Source organism: Pseudomonas sp. zfem001 (assembly GCF_032621725.1).
GTDB lineage: Bacteria > Pseudomonadota > Gammaproteobacteria > Pseudomonadales > Pseudomonadaceae > Aquipseudomonas > Aquipseudomonas sediminis.
The window spans coordinates 107227-125068 of the sequence record NZ_JAVYJI010000004.1; the positions used below are offsets into that span (position 1 = coordinate 107227).

General features: G+C 64.4%; 17 protein-coding genes. 5 read left to right on the top strand and 12 right to left on the bottom strand.

Annotated elements, in window-relative coordinates:
* Positions 1-292 precede the first annotated feature (292 nt).
* On the top strand, positions 293-1219 hold the full coding sequence (gene choX / locus RTH74_RS14880) for a choline ABC transporter substrate-binding protein (RefSeq protein WP_316915160.1): 927 nt from the start codon (positions 293-295) through the stop codon (positions 1217-1219).
* Here choX and RTH74_RS14885 read toward each other — a convergent pair.
* The 6 genes from RTH74_RS14885 to RTH74_RS14910 form a co-directional block, all read right to left on the bottom strand.
* Positions 1216-1692 (bottom strand): Lrp/AsnC family transcriptional regulator, encoded by a 477-nt coding sequence (locus RTH74_RS14885; protein ID WP_316915161.1) that lies wholly within the window; start codon positions 1690-1692, stop codon positions 1216-1218. The two genes, choX and RTH74_RS14885, sit on opposite strands and share 4 nt — an antisense overlap.
* A 108-nt stretch (positions 1693-1800) precedes the next feature.
* On the bottom strand, positions 1801-2802 hold the full coding sequence (gene doeB, locus RTH74_RS14890; protein ID WP_316915162.1) for a N(2)-acetyl-L-2,4-diaminobutanoate deacetylase DoeB: 1002 nt from the start codon (positions 2800-2802) through the stop codon (positions 1801-1803).
* Positions 2803-2906: 104 nt separating this feature from the next.
* Positions 2907-4097: an ectoine hydrolase DoeA gene (gene doeA, locus RTH74_RS14895; protein WP_316915163.1), complete on the bottom strand. Its 1191-nt coding sequence runs from the start codon at positions 4095-4097 to the stop codon at positions 2907-2909.
* A gap of 57 nt (positions 4098-4154) precedes the next feature.
* On the bottom strand, positions 4155-5132 hold the full coding sequence (gene eutC, locus RTH74_RS14900) for an ectoine utilization protein EutC (RefSeq protein WP_316915164.1): 978 nt from the start codon (positions 5130-5132) through the stop codon (positions 4155-4157).
* 9 nt (positions 5133-5141) lie between these two features.
* On the bottom strand, positions 5142-6113 hold the full coding sequence (eutB, locus tag RTH74_RS14905) for a hydroxyectoine utilization dehydratase EutB (RefSeq protein ID WP_316915165.1): 972 nt from the start codon (positions 6111-6113) through the stop codon (positions 5142-5144).
* 269 nt (positions 6114-6382) lie between these two features.
* Positions 6383-7780 (bottom strand): PLP-dependent aminotransferase family protein, encoded by a 1398-nt coding sequence (locus RTH74_RS14910; protein ID WP_316915166.1) that lies wholly within the window; start codon positions 7778-7780, stop codon positions 6383-6385.
* A gap of 246 nt (positions 7781-8026) precedes the next feature.
* Between RTH74_RS14910 and ehuB the strand changes: the two genes are divergently transcribed.
* The 4 genes from ehuB (at position 8027) to ehuA (ending at position 11075) form a co-directional block, all read left to right on the top strand.
* On the top strand, positions 8027-8872 hold the full coding sequence (ehuB, locus tag RTH74_RS14915) for an ectoine/hydroxyectoine ABC transporter substrate-binding protein EhuB (RefSeq protein WP_316915167.1): 846 nt from the start codon (positions 8027-8029) through the stop codon (positions 8870-8872).
* Positions 8873-8935: 63 nt separating this feature from the next.
* Complete coding sequence (gene ehuC, locus RTH74_RS14920) at positions 8936-9595, top strand: ectoine/hydroxyectoine ABC transporter permease subunit EhuC (protein WP_099525029.1); 660 nt, start codon at positions 8936-8938, stop codon at positions 9593-9595.
* Positions 9592-10254, top strand: coding sequence for an ectoine/hydroxyectoine ABC transporter permease subunit EhuD (gene ehuD / locus RTH74_RS14925; RefSeq protein WP_017676297.1), 663 nt, complete (start codon positions 9592-9594; stop codon positions 10252-10254). Before ehuC ends, ehuD begins: the two co-directional genes overlap by 4 nt.
* Before the next feature lie 41 nt (positions 10255-10295).
* Complete coding sequence (ehuA, locus tag RTH74_RS14930) at positions 10296-11075, top strand: ectoine/hydroxyectoine ABC transporter ATP-binding protein EhuA (RefSeq protein WP_106734796.1); 780 nt, start codon at positions 10296-10298, stop codon at positions 11073-11075.
* Between the two features lie 160 nt (positions 11076-11235).
* Here ehuA and RTH74_RS14935 read toward each other — a convergent pair whose 3' ends face one another.
* From RTH74_RS14935 to RTH74_RS14960, 6 genes are all read right to left on the bottom strand, one after another.
* On the bottom strand, positions 11236-12489 hold the full coding sequence (locus RTH74_RS14935; protein WP_420713167.1) for a virulence factor family protein: 1254 nt from the start codon (positions 12487-12489) through the stop codon (positions 11236-11238).
* A 1-nt stretch (position 12490) separates the two neighbouring features.
* Positions 12491-15127, bottom strand: a complete 2637-nt coding sequence (gene mprF / locus RTH74_RS14940; RefSeq protein WP_316915168.1) for a bifunctional lysylphosphatidylglycerol flippase/synthetase MprF — start codon at positions 15125-15127, stop codon at positions 12491-12493.
* Between the two features lie 120 nt (positions 15128-15247).
* Positions 15248-15514 carry a PilZ domain-containing protein gene (locus RTH74_RS14945; RefSeq protein ID WP_017676293.1) on the bottom strand — a complete coding sequence of 89 codons (267 nt, stop codon included), beginning with the start codon at positions 15512-15514 and terminating at the stop codon, positions 15248-15250.
* 128 nt (positions 15515-15642) lie between these two features.
* Complete coding sequence (locus RTH74_RS14950; RefSeq protein WP_099525033.1) at positions 15643-16530, bottom strand: lysophospholipid acyltransferase; 888 nt, start codon at positions 16528-16530, stop codon at positions 15643-15645.
* A 101-nt stretch (positions 16531-16631) separates the two neighbouring features.
* Positions 16632-17243, bottom strand: coding sequence for a pyridoxamine 5'-phosphate oxidase family protein (locus RTH74_RS14955; protein ID WP_099525034.1), 612 nt, complete (start codon positions 17241-17243; stop codon positions 16632-16634).
* Positions 17240-17794, bottom strand: coding sequence for a DNA-3-methyladenine glycosylase I (locus tag RTH74_RS14960; protein WP_079785066.1), 555 nt, complete (start codon positions 17792-17794; stop codon positions 17240-17242). The genes RTH74_RS14955 and RTH74_RS14960 overlap by 4 nt, the downstream gene beginning before the upstream one ends.
* Positions 17795-17842 lie beyond the last annotated feature (48 nt).

A 17842-nucleotide genomic window follows, 5' to 3' on the forward strand; every position in this document is an offset into this window, starting at 1 on the left:
GGCAAAGTGACATGAAGAACTTATTCAAACCCAGTGACCCTGGTGATTGGCCTTTGCGCGGAAGCCCTTCCGAATCAAGGCATTGCATCGGAAACGAGCCTCCTGCCCATCCCGGAGACGGACTGCCAGGAAAAGTCTTTGGTTCATTTCCAAGGCGACGAGCCGACGAACGGTTTACCGCTGATACCTTCGTATTCCCAACCAATCGCGTCCAATCACGACTCGGAGGTTGAGCCTCTAACCCTCGGCCGTTAAGGTCGCGGAGCGACTCATCTTCGGAAAGGATTCACTCATGACGCTCAAAGCTTTCCTGCTCGGCGCCTCGCTCCTGGCACTCGCCCACGGCGCCCAGGCGCAGACCGAAAACACCAGCTGTTCCACGGTGACCCTGGCCGATCCCGGTTGGAGCGACATCGCCGTGACCAATGGCATCGCCAGCCTGCTGCTCGACGGCTTGGGCTACAAAGCGCAGACGCGCACCCTGGCCGTGCCGATCATCTTCGCCGGACTACAGAAAGGGCAGGTCGACGTGTTCCTCGGCAACTGGATGCCGGCAGGCCAGCATGACTACGACCGCTACGTGGCCAGCGGACAGATCGACAAGGTAGTGGAAAACCTCGGCGGCACCGAATACACCCTGGCCGTGCCGACTTACGCCTATGAAGCTGGCGTGAAAGACTTCAACGACCTCGCCAAATTCGCCGACAAGTTCGGCAAGAAGATCTACGGTATCGGCTCCGGCTCGCCGGCCAACGACTACATCCGCCAGATGATCGCCGGCAACGAGTTCGGCCTCGGCGACTGGCAGCTGGTGGAATCCAGCGAGCAGGCGATGCTGGTACAAGTCGGCCGCGCGGTGAAGCGCGACGAGTTCGTGGTGTTCCTCGGCTGGACTCCGCACCCGATGAACGTGCAGTTCGATATGCAGTACCTCAAGGGCGGCGAGAAATTCTTCGGCAGCACTGGCTCGGTCAACACTCTGGCGCGCAAGGGCTATGTGGCCGAATGCCCGAACGTAGGCAAGCTGCTGACCAACCTGAAGTTCACCCAGGAGATGGAGAACACCATCATGGACGACGTGCTCAACCGCAAGGTAGCCAACGCCACGGCGATCAAGAACTGGATCAAGGCCAACCCGCAGGTGCTCGATGGCTGGCTGGAGGGCGTGAAAACCCGTGATGGCGGTGAAGGGCTGGCGGCGGTGAAAGCGAAGCTCTAGTCGTCCAGTTCGGCGGGCGCACCCGCCGTGTCCGCCTTGATGGTCTTGGTGACGATGTAGGTGAAGTAGCGCTCGATGCCCAGGTCTTCGAGCAACAGCTGATCGACGAAACGCTGGTAGTGGTCGATATCGCGAGCGCGGATCATCGCGATGTAGTCGACACCGCCGCCGGTGGCGTAGCAGAAGCCCACCTCCGGTGCCTCGCTCAGGCGCTGCTCGAAGCGGCGCATATCCTGCGCGGTGTGGCGGGCGAGTGTGATTTCCACCAGCACCTGCTGGCTGCGAAATAGCGCCGCCCAGTCGATCTGCGCGCGGTAGCCCTTGATCAACCCGGCACTTTCCAGCTTGCGCACCCGCTCCCAGGCCGGCGTCACCGAGAGGTTGATCGCCTCGGCCAGGGCCGACTTGGTGATCCGCCCGTCCTCGGCGAGGATGCGCAGGATCTTCAGGTCATAGCGGTCGAGCTTGTGCATCGGTTTCTCGGTTGGCTAAGGGTTTAAAGATGTAGAGGCCAGTTCGCGGCTAAAGCCCCCTCCCACTGTCTGCGTCTCTTGTGGGAGGGGCTTTASCCGCGACCGTTTCTAGTCCACCACCTCGGCGATGACCGCGAGGGTATCACCACTTTTCACCAGCCCCGGAAAATGCCGCGCAGCGAGCAGGCCGCTGCGTTTGGCACGGTACTCGGTGGCCGGTGCGCCAGTACGACGCGCACTGTGCACCCGCGCGATCACCTCGCCCTTCTCCACGGTATCACCGAGGTCGCGGCACATTTCCAGCAGGCCATCGTCCTCACTGGCGACGAAGCAGTCGCCGTCGGGCATATCCAGCATTACCGACTTGCCGGCCTCGATCTCGCCTTGCAGCAAGCCGAAATGGATCAGCAGGTTGCGCACGCCGCGCTCAGCGATAGCCAGGCTTTTCGCCGTGCTGCTGCCGCCGCCGCCCAGTTCGGTGGTGACGAATACCTTGCCCTGTTCCTCGGCCGCGGTGTCGTACATGCCCACTGCGTCCAGTTCCAGCATTCGCATGCAGTAGGGCGCGGCGAACGCGCGCATGCCAGCGGCGCAGGCGGCGTCCTGCGCCTTGTCCGGCAGAACGTGGCAGGCGGCGAAGGGCAGGAAATCCAGGGTCTTGCCGCCCGAATGGATATCCAACACCACGTCGGCCATGGGCAGCAGGCTGCGCTGGAAGTAATCGGCGATCTTCTGCGTCACCGTGCCGTCCGGCTTGCCAGGAAAGCTGCGGTTGAGGTTGCCCTTGTCGATGGGCGAGGTACGGGTGCCCGCCTGCACCGCCGGAGTGTTCATGAACGGCACGATGATCACCCGGCCACTGACGTCCTCGGCGCGCAGGCGCTGGGCCAGCTTGCTCAACGCCAGCGGGCCTTCGTATTCGTCGCCATGGTTGCCGCCGGTTAGCAGCGCGGTGGGGCCGCTGCCGTTCTTCACCACGGTCACCGGGATCATCACCGCGCCCCAGGCCGAATCATCGCGGGAATAGGGCAGCTTGAGGAAGCCGTGTTGCACGCCATCACGGTCGAAATCGACCGTGGGGCTGATGGGGTTGTCGCGTAAAGAGGTCATTTACGACATTCCACGTAGGGTGGACATGCCGAAGGCTTGTCCACCGTTGAGGTGAATGGGTGGAGTGGAAAACGCTTTCGCGGCTGAAGCCGCTCCCACAGAGATCAATCCTTCACGAACAGCTTGCGCGGCACGCCGCAGAAGGTTTCCACGCCGCTGTCGGTGATCAGGATCGATTCGGTGATTTCCAGGCCCCAGTCGTCCAGCCACAGGCCGGGCATGAAGTGGAAGGTCATCCCCGGCTGCAGCACGCTCTCGTCACTCGGGCGCAGGCTCATGGTGCGCTCGCCCCAGTCCGGTGGATAACTGATACCGATGGGGTAGCCGCAGCGGCTGTCCTTGTGGATGCCGAACTTCTCCAGCACCTTGAAGAAGGCGCGGGCGATGTCGCCGGTGGTGTTGCCCGGCTTGGCTGCTTCCAGGCCGGCGGCGATGCCTTCGACCACGGCCTTCTCGCCGTCGAGGAAATGCTGCGGCGGCTTGCCCAGGTAGATGGTGCGCGACAGCGGGCAGTGATAGCGCTTGTAGCAGCCGGCGATCTCGAAGAAGGTGCCGGCGCCGCTGATCATCGGCGAGTCGTCCCAGGTCAGGTGCGGCGCGCTGGCATCGGCGCCGGTGGGCAGCAACGGGACGATGGCCGGATAGTCGCCGCCATGGCCGTCTGCACCAAGGATACCGGTGCGGTAGATCTCGGCGACCAGCTCGTTCTTGCGCAGGCCCGGCTCGATCTTGTCGAAGATCGCCGCATGCATTTTCTCGACGATCTTCGCCGCGACGCGCATGTAAGCAATCTCGGTGGGCGACTTGATCGCCCGCTGCCAGTTGACCAAGGCGGTGGAGTCGACAAAACGCGCGTTGGGCAGATTGCGCTGCAGCGAGCCATAGGCGGCGGCGCTGAAGTAGTAGTTGTCCAGCTCGACGCCGATGGCGAGCTTATCCCAGCCACGCGCGGCGATGACTTCCTTGGACAGGTAGTCCATCGGGTGGCGCTCGGTGGACTGCACGTAGTGGTCGGGGTAGCCGACGATGTTGCTCGGCTGCATGAATACCGTGCGCTTGGCACCGTTGGCGTCCTGGCCGCGACCGTACCAGACCGGCTCGCCATCGAGCGCCAGCAGCACGCACTGGTGCACGTAGAACGACCAGCCGTCATAACCGGTGAGCCAGGCCATGTTGGACGGATCGGTGACGATCAGCAGCTCGATGCCCCTGGCCTGCATGGCGTTGCGCGTCTTGGCCAGGCGCTGGGCATATTCCTCCCGGCTGAAGGGGAGGTTGACGACGATTTCGGACATTGCGTTGCCCTCGTGATGGAACGGTTATTCAGGCGCGGCGTGCCGCGCCCGCAGGTTTCAGGAATCGAAACTGAGGCCTTTGCCGGCCGCGACGGCGCGCTGGTAGGCAAGACTGGCGATGGCGGTGTCCTGAGCGCCGGTGCCGGTCAGGTCGCACAGGGTGATCTGCTCGGGCGCGGTGCGACCGGGACGCTGGCCGGCGATGACCTGGCCGAGCTCGGCGAAGTCATCCTCGGCATGCACCAGGCCGGCGGCGATGGCGTGATTGAGCTCACCGAGCACGCGGGTCTGACTCAGGCGGTCGGCCACGTAGGCATCGACCCGCGCCAGCACGGCCGGAGCGATCTCGTTCTTGTGCTCGGCATCCGAGCCCATGGCGGTGATATGCAGGCCGGAGCGCAGGTGTTGCGGCTGGATCAGCGGCTCGCGACTAGGCGTGGTGGTGATGGCGATATCGGCGCCATCCAGCGCCGCGTCGACGCTGTCTACCGCGCGCGTATCGTCCAGCTCGGCGGCCATGGCCTGGGCCTTGGCGGGATCGCGCGCCCAGATACGTACCTCGCGCACCTCGCGCACCAGGCGCAGGGCTTGCAACTGCAGGCGCGCCTGCTCACCGGCACCGAGGATGGCGACCACCTTGGCATCTTCGCGGGCCAGCCATTTGGCGGCAATGGCGCCGGCGGCGGCAGTGCGCACGGCAGTGAGGTAGCCGTTATCCAGCAGCAGCGCATCGGCCAGGCCGGTCTGTGCCGAGAACAGCATCATCAGGCCATTGAGGCTGGGCAGGCCAAGCTTGGGGTTGTCGAAGAAACCGGGGCTGACCTTGATCGCGAAGTGCGCCACGCCGGGCAGGTAAGCGGTCTTCACGTCTACCTCGCCGTTATGCTCGGGCACGTCCAGACGCAGGATCGGCGGCATCGCCACGGCGGCAGTGGCCAGCAGGCGGAAGGCGTTTTCCACCACTTCGAGGCTGTCGCTGTCGAGGCCGACGCAGTCGCGCAGGTCGGCCTGGTTGAGAATCAGGGTCTTGGCCATGGGGACTCCTCAGGCGTCTGCGCCATTGAGCACGCGCAGGTGCTGATCGATATCGATATTGCGGCCGCTGATCACTACCACCACCGGGCCACGCGGCTCGATCAGGCCGTCGAGCAGGGCGGCGATACCGACCGCCGCCGCGCCCTCGACCACCAGCCTTTCTTCGCGGTAGGCGTGACGAATGCCACGGGCGATGGAAGCTTCGTCGAGCAGGTGAACCTGGTCGCACAGCTCGCGGGTGATGGAATAGGTGAAGCGGTTGTCCAGGCCGATGCCGCCGCCGAGCGAGTCGGCCAGGGTTGGCAGTTCCTCCACTTCGACTGGCTCACCAGCCTCGAGGCTGGCGTGCATCGCCGCACCCAGTTGCATGCTGATGCCGTGGGTACGAATGGCCGGGCTGGCCGTCTTGATCGCCAGCGCCACCCCGGCGAACAAGCCGCCGCCGGACAGCGGCACCAGCACTTCGCAAACGTCGGGACACTGCTCGAGAATCTCCAGGCCCAGGCTGCCCTGGCCGGTGATCACATGCGGGTGGTCGAAGGGCGGGATAAATGCGGCGCCCTGCTCGCGGGCGATACGCAGGGCTTCGAGCTGGGCATCGTCCTGGCTGCGGCCTTTGATAACCACCTCGGCGCCCAACTCGCGAATGGCACGCACCTTGTTCTGCGGCACAAGCTCGGAGAGGCAGACAATGGCCTTCACGCCCTGCTGCGAGGCGGCGAAGGCAAGCGCACGGCCATGGTTGCCGGTGGAGGCCGTAACCACGCCGAGGCGCTTCTGCTCGGCATCCAGCTGCGCGACCGCGTTGCTCGCGCCGCGCAGCTTGAAACTGCCGGTGGCCTGCTGCGACTCCAGCTTCAACCACACCGGCACACCGGCCAGGCGACTCAGGCTGGGCGAATGTTCCAGCGGCGTCTGGCGCACCAGGCCGGCAATGCGCTGGCGGGCCTTGAGTAGATCATCGGCGGTGATGGAAGACATGGCGCACGTTCCGAGAAGGTGTGCGGCCGAGTGTATGAGCGGGAAATTGAGTGGCTGAATGTACTAGGACGATTTTTTATCTGGGCGTTTGTACCGTGTGGAAATCGGTGCGCACGGCGCACCCTACAGCCCCGTCGACCGTAGGGTGCGCCGCGCGCAACAGCTTGTAGCCCTCTCCCGCAAGCGGGAGGGGCTGATCGGCATGATGGGCAAAATTGTAGGGGCGGCTGGGCGGCATTCCGCTTCAGCCGCGAAGCTCTTCAACAGCGCTAAAAATCATGCACCTTAGGGTACTGCTCGAAGACGTCACGCACGATCTGCACGCCCTGGCGCATCTTCGCTTCGCTGCATTCGGCGCCGACGCACAGGCGCACCGCGCGCGGCCGTGGCATACCGGGCGGGACGAAGGGATCGGGCAAGGTCAGCGCGACGTTGCGCCGGCGCAGTTCGCGCAGCAGGCCGTCGGTTTCCCATCCTTCGGGCACACGCAGCCAGCTGTTGAGCGAATAGGGGTGGTTGCCGATCAGGTGCTCACCCAGCTCCTGCTCCACCAGCGCCTGCCGGTTGGCCAGCAATTGCCGCTGCAACTGCACCAGATCCTCAGCCTCGCCCGAGTCGATCCAGCGCGTGGCGATCTCACCGAGCAACGACGGCGCCATCCAGCTGTTGACCCGCAGGATGCTCTCGGTGCGCAGGGCCAGGCGCTTGGGCATCACCAGGTAGCCGATGCGCAGGCCGGTGAGCACCGACTTGGTCATGCTGGTGCAGTAGAACGACAGCTCCGGCGCGTAATGGCTGAGCGGCCGCGTGGCCTGCTGTCCGGCCAGCAGCGGGCCGTAGACGTCGTCCTCGATGATGTACACGCCATAGCGTCGGGCGATCTCGGCGATCTCGCGGCGACGCTCGTCGGGCATCAGTGCGCTGGTCGGGTTGTTCAGATTGGGCGTGCAGACCAACGCGGTAATCCGCTCGTTGCCGCACATGTCCTCGAAGTGCTCGGGGTTGAGGCCGTAGCGATCCATCTCCAGGCCCTTGAGGGTGAAGCCGAGCACCTGCGAACTGCCGATGGCGCCGTGGTCGGTCAGGCCTTCGCAGAGCACCACGTCATCCGGGCCGGCCAGGGTGGCCAGGGCGAGGAAAATACCGTGGGCGGCGCCGCTGGTCAGCAGCACATCCTCGATGCCGACATCCATACCCAGGCGCGCCAGCCAGCGCACCGCGGCCTCGCGCTGGTGCTGCATGCCGGCAATCGGGCGGAAGGCGTGAATCCACGGCTGGTCCGGCTCCTGCGCCAGCTCCATGCAGGTCTGCCGCCACAGGCGGTCGTGATCGGCCGTATGCAGGATGCGCGCGTTGGAAAAGTCCATCAGCGCCTGCTCGGTTTGATCGAGCATGCTGGTGGCCACGCGCTCGCTGGTGCGCCGCGAGACGAAGCTGCCACGGCCCACCTCGCAACGCACGCGGCCCTGGCGTTCCAGCTCCTTGTAGGCGTTGGTCACGGTCTGCACGCTGATGCCCAGCGCATCTGAAACCTGACGTTGCGGCGGCAACCGTTGACCGTCGATCAGGGTACCCTGTTCGATATCGGCGGCGACCGCCTGGACCAGCAGCTTGTATTTCGATTCGCCCGGGCGAGCGTTGGCCAGGGCCTTCTTCCAGTTGTGCATCGATGGCTCCTCCGGCGACTGCGTTCAAGCATCCCGCGTGAAGCGTTACGATTCAATTGTCCTAGTGCAATGCCGTAGCCAAAAAAGCCTTTGTATGCTCGGCCCAAGGGTGGAAAACAGTGCCTCAGGCAACTCAAAAGAACACCACCCGGCGCAGGCCTACTGCGCACCAACGCTCTTGATTTACCTGCCTCCTAACACAGCACGCCGCCGTTGGCGGACTACAAGAAACAGGAGAACACCAAGATGAGTAGCGTTATCCCCTCCCGCTTCGGCCGCCTCGCACTGGCCTGCGCCCTGCTCACCGGTCTCGCTGCCGGTGCCCAGGCCTCGACCCTGGACAAGGTCAAGGACAGCAGCAGCGTGCGTATCGGCTACGCCAATGAAACGCCGTTCGCCTACACCGCCCTCGATGGCAGCGTCACCGGCGAGTCGCCAGAGATCGTCAAGAAGATCTTCGAACGCATGGGCGTCGAGAAGATCAACCCGGTGCTCACCGAGTGGGGTTCGCTGATCCCCGGCCTGCGCGCCAGCCGCTTCGACCTGATCGCCGCCGGCATGTACATCACACCCGAGCGCTGCAAGCAGGTGCTGTTCACCGACCCGCACTACCAGTTGCCCGATACCCTGCTGGTGAAAACCGGCAACCCGAAGGACCTGCACAGCTACGAGGACATCGCCAAGAGCGGCGCCAAGGTGGCGATCATGTCCGGCACGGTGAACCTCGGTTATGCCCGCAGCGCTGGCATCACCGATGACCAGATCCTCCAGGTACCGGACACCACCGCGCAGCTGCAGGCCGTGCGCGCCGGTCGCGCCGACGCTGCAGTCGGCACTCAGCTGACCATGAAGGGCCTGGCCGACAAGGGCGGCGACAGCGTCGAAGCCATCGCCGAATTCAAGGACGATCCAGCCCACACCGGCTATGGCGCCCTGGCCTTCCGTCCGGAAGACAAGGACCTGCGCGATGCGGTGAATGCCGAGCTGAAGAAATGGATCGGCAGCGAAGAGCACCTGACCACGGTCAAGCCCTTCGGTTTCGACCAGTCCAACATCACCGACAAGACCGCCGCCGAACTCTGCGGCCAGTAATGAACGGACACGCCGCGCACTACGGTGCGCGGCGCGCTTTCGTGCATAGAGCGGTAGACATTCATGACCGATCTTCTTCCCCTGCTGCTGCAAGGCGCCTGGGTCACCGTGCAAGTCACCTTCTGGGGCTCGCTGCTGGCCATCGTCTCGGCTGTCATCGCCGCCCTCGGCCGGCTGTCGCCCATCGCCCCGCTGCGCTGGCTGGCGATCACCTACATCGAGATCTTCCGTGGCACCTCGCTGCTGGTGCAGCTGTTCTGGCTGTACTTCGTGCTGCCAATGCCACCGTTCAACGTCGAGATGAGCGCCTTCACCGTGGCCATCGTCGGCCTCGGCCTGCATATCGGCGCCTATGGCGCGGAAGTGATGCGCGGCGCCATCCGCTCGGTAGCCAAAGGTCAGTACGAGGCCTGCACGGCGCTGAACATGCGACCGTCGAAGCGTTTCCTGCGCATCATCCTGCCGCAGGCACTGCTGGCAGCGATCCCGCCAGGCACCAACCTGCTGATCGAGTTGCTGAAGAACACCTCGCTGGTGTCGCTGATCACCCTGTCTGACCTGGCCTTCCGCGCCCGTCAGCTGGATCAGGCGACCTTCATGACCCTGGAGATCTTCGCTCTGGCCCTGGTGCTGTATTTCCTCATGGCCCAGGTGATCAACCTCGGCATGCGCCTGCTGGAAAAACGCCTGAGCCGTGGCCGGATGCGCGGAGGCCTGCAATGAATTTCTTCGACTGGGATTTCGCCCTGAGCATCCTCCCGGATTTGCTCAAGGCCTCGCTCAATACCCTGCTGATCACCTTCGCCGGCTTCGCCATTGCCATCGTGCTCGGCCTGCTGCTGGCCATCGCCCGACGCAGCAAGCACCTGTGGCTGTCCTGGCCGGTGGCCGGGCTGATCGAGTTCATCCGCAGCACGCCGCTGCTGATCCAGGTGTACTTCCTGTTCTACGTGTTCCCCAACTACGGACTGAACCTCACCGCGCTGCAGGCAGGCATCCTCGGCATCGCCCTGCACTACGCCTGCTACACCGCCGAGGTGTATCGCGCCGGATTGGATGCCGTGCCGCGTGGCCAGTGGGAGGCGGTGACGGCGCTGAACATGTCGCCGCTATCGGCCTATCGGCAGATCATCCTGCCGCAGGCACTGCGGCCGATCCTGCCGGCGCTGGGCAACTACCTGGTGGCCATGCTCAAGGACACCCCGGTGCTGTCGGCCATCACCGTGGTGGAAATCATGCAACAAGCCAAGAACATCGGCTCGGAGAGCTTCCGCTACCTCGAGCCCATCACCATGGTCGGTCTCTTCTTCCTGCTGCTCAGCCTGGCCCTGGCCTGGTGCGTGCGGCGCGTGGAAGATCGCCTGGAGGTCACTGCCCGATGACTGCTTTTCTAAACTCTACAAACGCTGCAGGGAGTTCCTCCATGCCCCAGCCCATCGTTCGCTTCACCGACGTGACCAAGCGTTACGGCAACCTCACCGTACTCAACAAGCTCAATCTGGATGTCGCTCCCGGCGAGAAGGTGGCGATCATCGGCCCCAGCGGCTCGGGCAAGTCCACCCTGCTGCGCGCGTTGATGACCCTGGAGAGCATCGACGAAGGCGTGATCGCCGTCGATGACGAGCCGCTGACCCACATGCCCGGCCGCGACGGCCGCCTGGTGCCGGCCAGCGCCAGCCACCAGCGCAAGGTACGCGGCAAGATCGGCATGGTGTTCCAGAGCTTCAACCTGTTCCCGCACATGTGCGCGCTGCAGAACGTGATCGAGGCGCCGATGCAGGTGCTCGGCATGGGCAGGAAAGAAGCCACCGAACGCGCCGAGGACCTGCTGGCGATGGTCGGTCTGGGCGAAAAGCTGCGCCATTTTCCCTCACAGCTCTCCGGCGGTCAGCAGCAACGCGTGGCCATCGCCCGCGCGCTGGCGATGCGGCCCAAGGTGATGCTGTTCGACGAGGTGACCTCGGCACTCGACCCGGAACTGTGCGGCGAGGTGCTCAACGTGATTCGCCGCCTGGGCAGCGAGCACAACCTGACCATGCTGATGGTCACTCACCAGATGGGCTTCGCGCGCGAGTTCGCCGACCGCGTGTGCTTCTTCCACCAGGGCTGCATCCATGAGCAGGGCACGCCGGATCAACTATTCGGCAACCCGCAGCAGGAACGGACGAAGGCGTTTCTCAGCGCGGTGAACGAGGCGCACTGAGACGGACTGTGGGAGGCGCTTCAGCGGCGACGGGGTAGCAAGGCTGTCGCGGCTCTCAGAGCGCTCTGCCGTTTCCGTAGGAGCGGCTTTAGCCGCGATTTTTCGCGGATGAATCCGCTCCTACAGAATCAGGGCAATCCATTGGCATGCGTCAGCGAGACTAACGCGGCTGCCGCGCCTTTATCGCCGCCAGCATCTTCTGCGCCAGCGCAGCGTAATCACCATCGAAGTGGTGCCCACCCTTGATCATCAGGTGCTCGCCCGGGGCACCGGCTTCGGTGCAGCCGCTCTCGGCTGCTTCCTCGCTGCCGTAGATGCAGTACACCTTGGCCGCCGGCACCTTGCGCAGTTCGGGGCCAGTGGCCGCTTCCGCGCCATCCTTGCCGAGCCAGCCGCTGACGGCGATCTCGAAGCTGCCACTGCGGGCGAAGGCCAGCAGCAACATGGCGTCGATCTGCTGCTGATCACTGGCCGGCAGGCGGTTGTAGGTAGCCGGCAACACGTCGGCACCGAAGGAATAGCCGGCGAGCACGAAGCGCTTGATATGCCAGTTGTCGCGGTACTGCTGCATCAGTCGCGACAGGTCGGCGGCGCTCTGTTCCGGGCTCTTGTGCTGCCAGTAGTAACGCAGGGTGTCGATGCCCACCACCGGATAACCGGCAGCCGCCATGTGTTCGGCCGAGGCACGGTCCAGATCGCGCCAGCCACCATCACCGGAATAGAACAGGGTCAGGGTATCGGCCGGTTGCGCCGAGGGATGCTCGATCACTGGCATCGCCGCGCCCTGGCCGGCGAGCAGGTGCTGCAACTGATCGGCCAGCAGCGTTGGCAGCGGCGTGCCCAACGTACCGATGCGCGGCTCGCCGTTTTGCTGCTCACGCAGGAAGCGGGCGTTGTCATCACCCGGATTGTCGTTCCACAGGGCGATCCAGTGACCATGCTCCGCCCTTTGTGGCAGCGGCTCGACGCAATCGGATTTGGCCAGATCGAAGCCGACCGACAGCGCCTGAGCCTCGTCACTCTGCTGCGCCGCCAGCCAGCGCCAGGCCGAGGCTGCTGCCGGGCCGATACCGGCGACCAGTGTCGGCGCGCCGCCCAGCGCCTCGCTAGCCTGGCTGATCAGTTGCTGTTGCGCCTTGCAGTCGCCCGCAACGAAGGGCAATTGCAGCAAACGCAGATCGCCCACTTCGGCAAAGCGCCGTAGCGTGGTTTCGTCCAGCGCCTGGTCGGTCGGCGCGAGCAGCAGCACACGCTGACGCGCCTCGCCCTGGCTCAGCAGTTGCGCCGAGGTACCCTGAATCTGCAGCGTCTCGAACTGCGTGGTGCCACGCATCGACCACCACCAACCCGCCGCGCCTGCCGCCAGGGCAACCACCATCAACACGCCACCCAGCGTCCTTGTCGTCCCGCTCATCTCAACGCCTCACCAGTCCACCCAGGCCGCCCGCGATCAACGTGGCGGTGTCGGCCAATGCCACCCAAGGGTCGAGCCCGGCCGGCACGGCCAGGTAACGCGGCTCCCACTGCGGCAGGAACTTGTCCTTGAAGCGGCGCAGGCCCTGGAAGTTGTAGAAGTTCTCGCCACGGTCAAACACCAGCGCGCCGAGACGTAGCGGCAGCGGCGCGCCCTTGCGCGTCTGCAGGCCGGCCAGCGGCACCATGCCGAGGCTGAAGCGCGCATAGCCCTCGCTCTGAAACTGCTGGATCAGGCCAAGCATGAGAAATTCCATGGTCGACTTCGGCGCATCCGGCAGCACGCGCATCAGATCGAGGCTGGCCACAGCACGCGTCTCGCATTCCAGCAAGTTGGCGAAGGCCACCGCGCGGCCCTCGAAGCGCACCACCACGACACGAAAATGCGCCAGGTATTCGGGGCTGAAGCGGCCCAGGGAAAACCCCTTCTCGCGCACGTTCTTGCCCTGCAACCAGGCATCGGAAATCGCCTGCAGCTCCTCCATCGGCACCTGACCGGGGGCGTGGAATTCCAGGCTCAAGCCATCGCGTTGACCACGATTCCAGGTGTAGCGCAGCGCTTTCATCTCCTTGCCGTTGCTGGCCAGATCGAAGGTTTTCAGATCCACCAGTGCCTCTTCACCGAGCTTCAGCGCAGTCAGGCCGATGTCGATATAGCCGGGCAGGTTCTCCGCGCGCACCTGATAGAACACCGGCCGCGCATGGTGGCGGTCGCAGAGGTCACGGAACTGCCAGATCAGCTCGGCACGCGCAGCCGGCGGACCGATCGGGTCGAACAGTGCCACCAGGCTGCGCCCGCGACGGGCGTACATGAGGAAGGCTTCGCTATCTGGATGGAACAGCAGCGCCTTGTCACCGCTCAGCGCCAGGCCACCTTCCGGCTGACGCGAGGCCTGGACGATGGCACGGGCGCGCAGCAACGCCTCCCCGTCTGGCAGGCTGATACTTGGCGGCGTGGCGCGCAGCAGCCAGGTCAGGCCGACTGCCAGCAGCACCAGCGCACTGCCCAACGCCGCACGCAGACCGCGCGGGGCATTGGCATCCAGCTCGAACTGCCACCACAGCTGATGGCTGTAGGCAACATCCTGATAAGCGAACAACAGTAGCCAGACCGAAGCGCCGATCACCCCGGCCGTGGCCGCCAGTACCAGGCCAGAGGCCGGCACATCCATCAACCGACTACGCCGGTAGAACTCGCGGCGAAACAGCGCCAGCAAGCCGGCGATGGCCGCAAGGGCCAGGGCCTCCGGCCAGTCGAAGCCCTTGAGCAGCGACAACACCACGCCCAGGCAGAGCAGCACCAGGGTCAGTGCCCAGGCCGCCGACAGGCGCCGACGCAACCCTTGCGCCAGCAGCAGGCAAAGCGTGCCGACCAGGCTGGCCGCCAGGTGCGAGGCCGCCACCAGTTGCGGCGGCATGAGGAAACCCAATGCCTCCAGGCGTTCGTCCATGGTCGGCGTCACCCCGGAGAACAGCAACACCGCACCGGCGCAGAACACCAGCAGCGCCAGCAGGGGTACCGCCATACCACTGGCCATGCGCGCCACCTGCCGCGGGAACCACAGACGACGCGCCTCGGCGGCCAGCAGCAGGAGCCCAGCCGCCACCAGCGGCAAAATCACGTAGAGCAGCCGATAGAGCAGCATCGCCGCGACCAATCCGGCCGGATCGATGCGCGAGGAGAAAGCTGCCAGCAGCACCGCCTCGAACACCCCGACGCCACCCGGCACATGGCTGAGCACACCGGCTGCCAGCGCCAGCATGTAGATCAGCACGAAGGAGGAAAAAGGTGGTGCCTCGGGCAGCAACAGGTACAGCACGCTGGCGGCAATCAGCACATCCAGGCTGCTGATCAACAGTTGCGTCAGACTCATGCGCAGGCCCGGCAAGCGCAGGCTGAAACGCCCGAGATCCACCTGCCAGCAACCGGGTGCGGGTCGCTCGGCAAGGCGTTTACGGCTGACCAGTAGCCCCACCACCAGCGCCACGAGCAATATCGCAACAGCCAGCACTGCCAGCACAGGCTCGGACAGGCGCAACGCGGCCGAGGCATCCTCAAGATCGAACAGGGCCGCCAGCGCCGCGAGAATCGGCAGGCTGACACCGAGCGACAGGCTGGCGAACAGGCTCATGCGCGCCACATCGCCCGCGCTCAGCCCATTGCGCCCGTACAGGCGGTAGCGCACCGAACCACCGGACAACGCCGACAGGCCCACGGCATTGCCGATGGCAAAAGCGCAGAAACCGCCGAGCGCCAGGGTCGGCGGCGGCAGATCGACGTTTGCATAGCGGCTGGCTGACCACTCGTAGGCGAGCATCACCAAAAAGCCCAGCACGGTGGCCAGCAAGGCGCCGAGCAAGGCCTGCGGCGGCACAGCCGCCAGGGATTCACGCACCTGATCCGGATTGATCTCGCGCACCAGGTGCCAGCAGGCGACCAGCGCCAGACCGAACAACAGCAGCGAAAGGCCGAGGCCGATCAGGTGTCGGTTGCGTTGCAGCCAGCCGGATTGGGGAGAGGGAGGAAGATCTGGCGCGCCTGCGCTTTCAGCGGGAAGTTCGGGTACCGCTCGACTCATGTCGAAAACGCCTCTGATGGACGCCACCTCGGAGTGAGGCCTAGATCAGAGTGTAGATGTAACAAAATGTTCCGCAGCTTCGAAACATTCCTGACGCAAGTCCAGATTGGCTGGCGCGGCTCAGGCCTCGCCGAGAAAACGCAAGCCCGCCCCTTCAGCATCCACGCGCATCACTTCCATCTTCAATACCGGCGCAGGGAAGGGCAAATCCTGCACCTGGCCGATAACTTCGGTGCCGACCGACAAGCTGGCCATGTCCGGGTGCTTCACGTAAACACCGCTATCGGACAGGTCACGAGTCTGCGCCAACAGCTCGCCGAAGCTGGGGTGGCTGATCTTGATCCGGCACTTCATCGGGGTACGCACCTGCTGGCGCTGGTTCGGCATGACGGCTCCGGGGGATAGGCGGGCGATGCAGCCTTTAATAACGCAAAATCGAAGCAATTCCCAACGCTCGACAGAAAAAAGGCGCCATCGAGGCGCCTTCGTTCATCATCGTGCTCAGTGGCAGTACGTCAGTACCACTTGGCCTCGCCCTCGGGGCGTTTCTTGAAGCGCTTCATGCTCCACATGTACTGGCTCGGGTAGTTACGCACGTAACGCGATACCACTTCGCTCATCGCCGCCACGCCTTCTTCGACGTTCTCGCTGTACATGCCTTCGGGGGCCGCCTCGAGGATAACCTTGTAGCCGCTGCCATCCGGCAGGCGCAGCGCATGCAGGAACACGCCGACCGCCTTGCCACCAGTGAGCATGCTCGGCACGAACTTGCTGGTCAGCGCGGTGGTGCCGAGGAAGGGTACGAAAACACCCGACGAACGGCTTGGCTCCGGGTCGGCCGGAATACCCACGGCGCCGCCTTTGCGCACTTCCTTGATGACGCTGAGGATGCCTTCCTTGGTCGACGGCGCGACGCGGTTACCCATCTGCACGCGCTGCTGCTGGAGCAGCTCATCGACGGCCTTGAGCTTGGGCGGGCGGTAGAAAATGATTGGTTTGCACTGGTTGCAGTAAAAGTGGTTGAGCACTTCCCAGTTGCCTAGGTGGCTGGTGATGCCGACCACGCCCTTGCCGGATACCAGAGCCTGTTGCAGCACCTCCAGGCCCTCGACTTCGCGCACCAGCTTGAGCGATTTCTGCGCCGGCCAGATCCAGGCGCAGGCGCTTTCGGTCAGGGTCTTGCCGATGTCCTTGAGGCTTTGCCCGACCAGTTTGTCCAGTTCGGCCTGATTCAGCTCCGGGAAGCACTTGCTCAGGTTGATGCGCACCACGTCACGCGAACCGTTCGGCAGCTTCCACATCAGCCAGCCGATGGCATTGCCCACGGCCTGCACGGCACGCCAGGGCAGCAGTGCGAACAGACGCAGGAACCCGACCACCAGGGCGCCCTTGAGTTTTTCCACGAGAGACTCCAAGCGTTTCTGCAAAGCGCCCAGTTTAACAGGACGTTCAAAAACGTTGGTGAGGCAGGCAAGACAAGGCGTAACGGCCAGGACCAGCTCAGTCAGTAAAGGCTCGTCCGCAGCCGCCGTTGCAGATCGCGCTCGTAGGCCTCGACGTCGAATTCCTCATAGATGCAGCGGAAGATATCGCCCGCGCTCGGCAGGCTGGCGCGCTCCACCTGGCGCGATGCATCCCACAGACCGGAACGCACTGCCGCCTTGGAGCACTGGAAGTAGCAGCTGTCGATATGGATGCGCAGTACGCTGCGCGGCAGCTTGTCCTGGGCACGGCCCAATTCCAGCAGCTCGGGGTCGAGGGATATTTCGGCACGGCCGTTGACCCGCAGACTCTCGCCCACGCCCGGAATCAGGAACAGCAGCGCCACCTGCGGGTTGAGCAGGATATTGCGCAGGCTGTCGATGCGGTTGTTGCCGGGGCGATCCGGCAGCAGCAGGGTCTGGTCATCGAGGATGTGCACGAACCCCGGCGCATCACCACGCGGCGAGCAATCCAGGCCATCCAGGCCGACGCTCGCCAGCACCACGAAGGGCGACGCCTCGATCAATGCGCGGTAGGGTTCGATCAGTCGCGGCAGCTCCTTGCGCCGCGAGCGCTCGTGGCTTTCCCCATACAGCGCCTGCAGTTGGTCCAGCGTGGTGATGGTAGTGGTCATGGCGCCCTCAGTTGCGCATAGCGATCGCAGTCAGTGGTGTGGTCCATCACCATACCCGTGGCCTGCATGAAGGCATAGCAGATGGTCGGCCCGACGAAGGTAAAGCCGAGCTTCTTCAACGCCTTGCTCATCGCTTCGGCCTCGGGCGTCACCGCCAGCATCTGGCTACGGTCGCTGAAGTGGTTGATCTTCGGCACACCGCCCACGAAAGACCAGAGCAGCGTTACCGGGTCGTCCAGCTTCAGCCAGGCCTGAGCGTTCTGCCGCACGGCCTTGAGCTTGAGGCGGTTGCGGATGATGCCGGGGTCCTGCATCAGCACTTCGATCTCTTCATCGCTCAAGCGCGCCAGACGCTCGGGGTCGAAGCCGTGCAGCACCTGGCGATAGCGCTCGCGCTTCTTCAACACGGTGATCCACGACAGGCCGGCCTGCGCGCCTTCGAGCAGCAGCATCTCGAACAGATGGCCAGCATCGCGCTGCGGCACGCCCCATTCCTCGTCGTGATAGGCCTGGTACAGCGGATCGTCGGTACACCAGAAGCAGCGCGGCATGATCGTAGGCCTCGGTTAGGGGTCGAAGCGACGACTATAGCGGCAAAA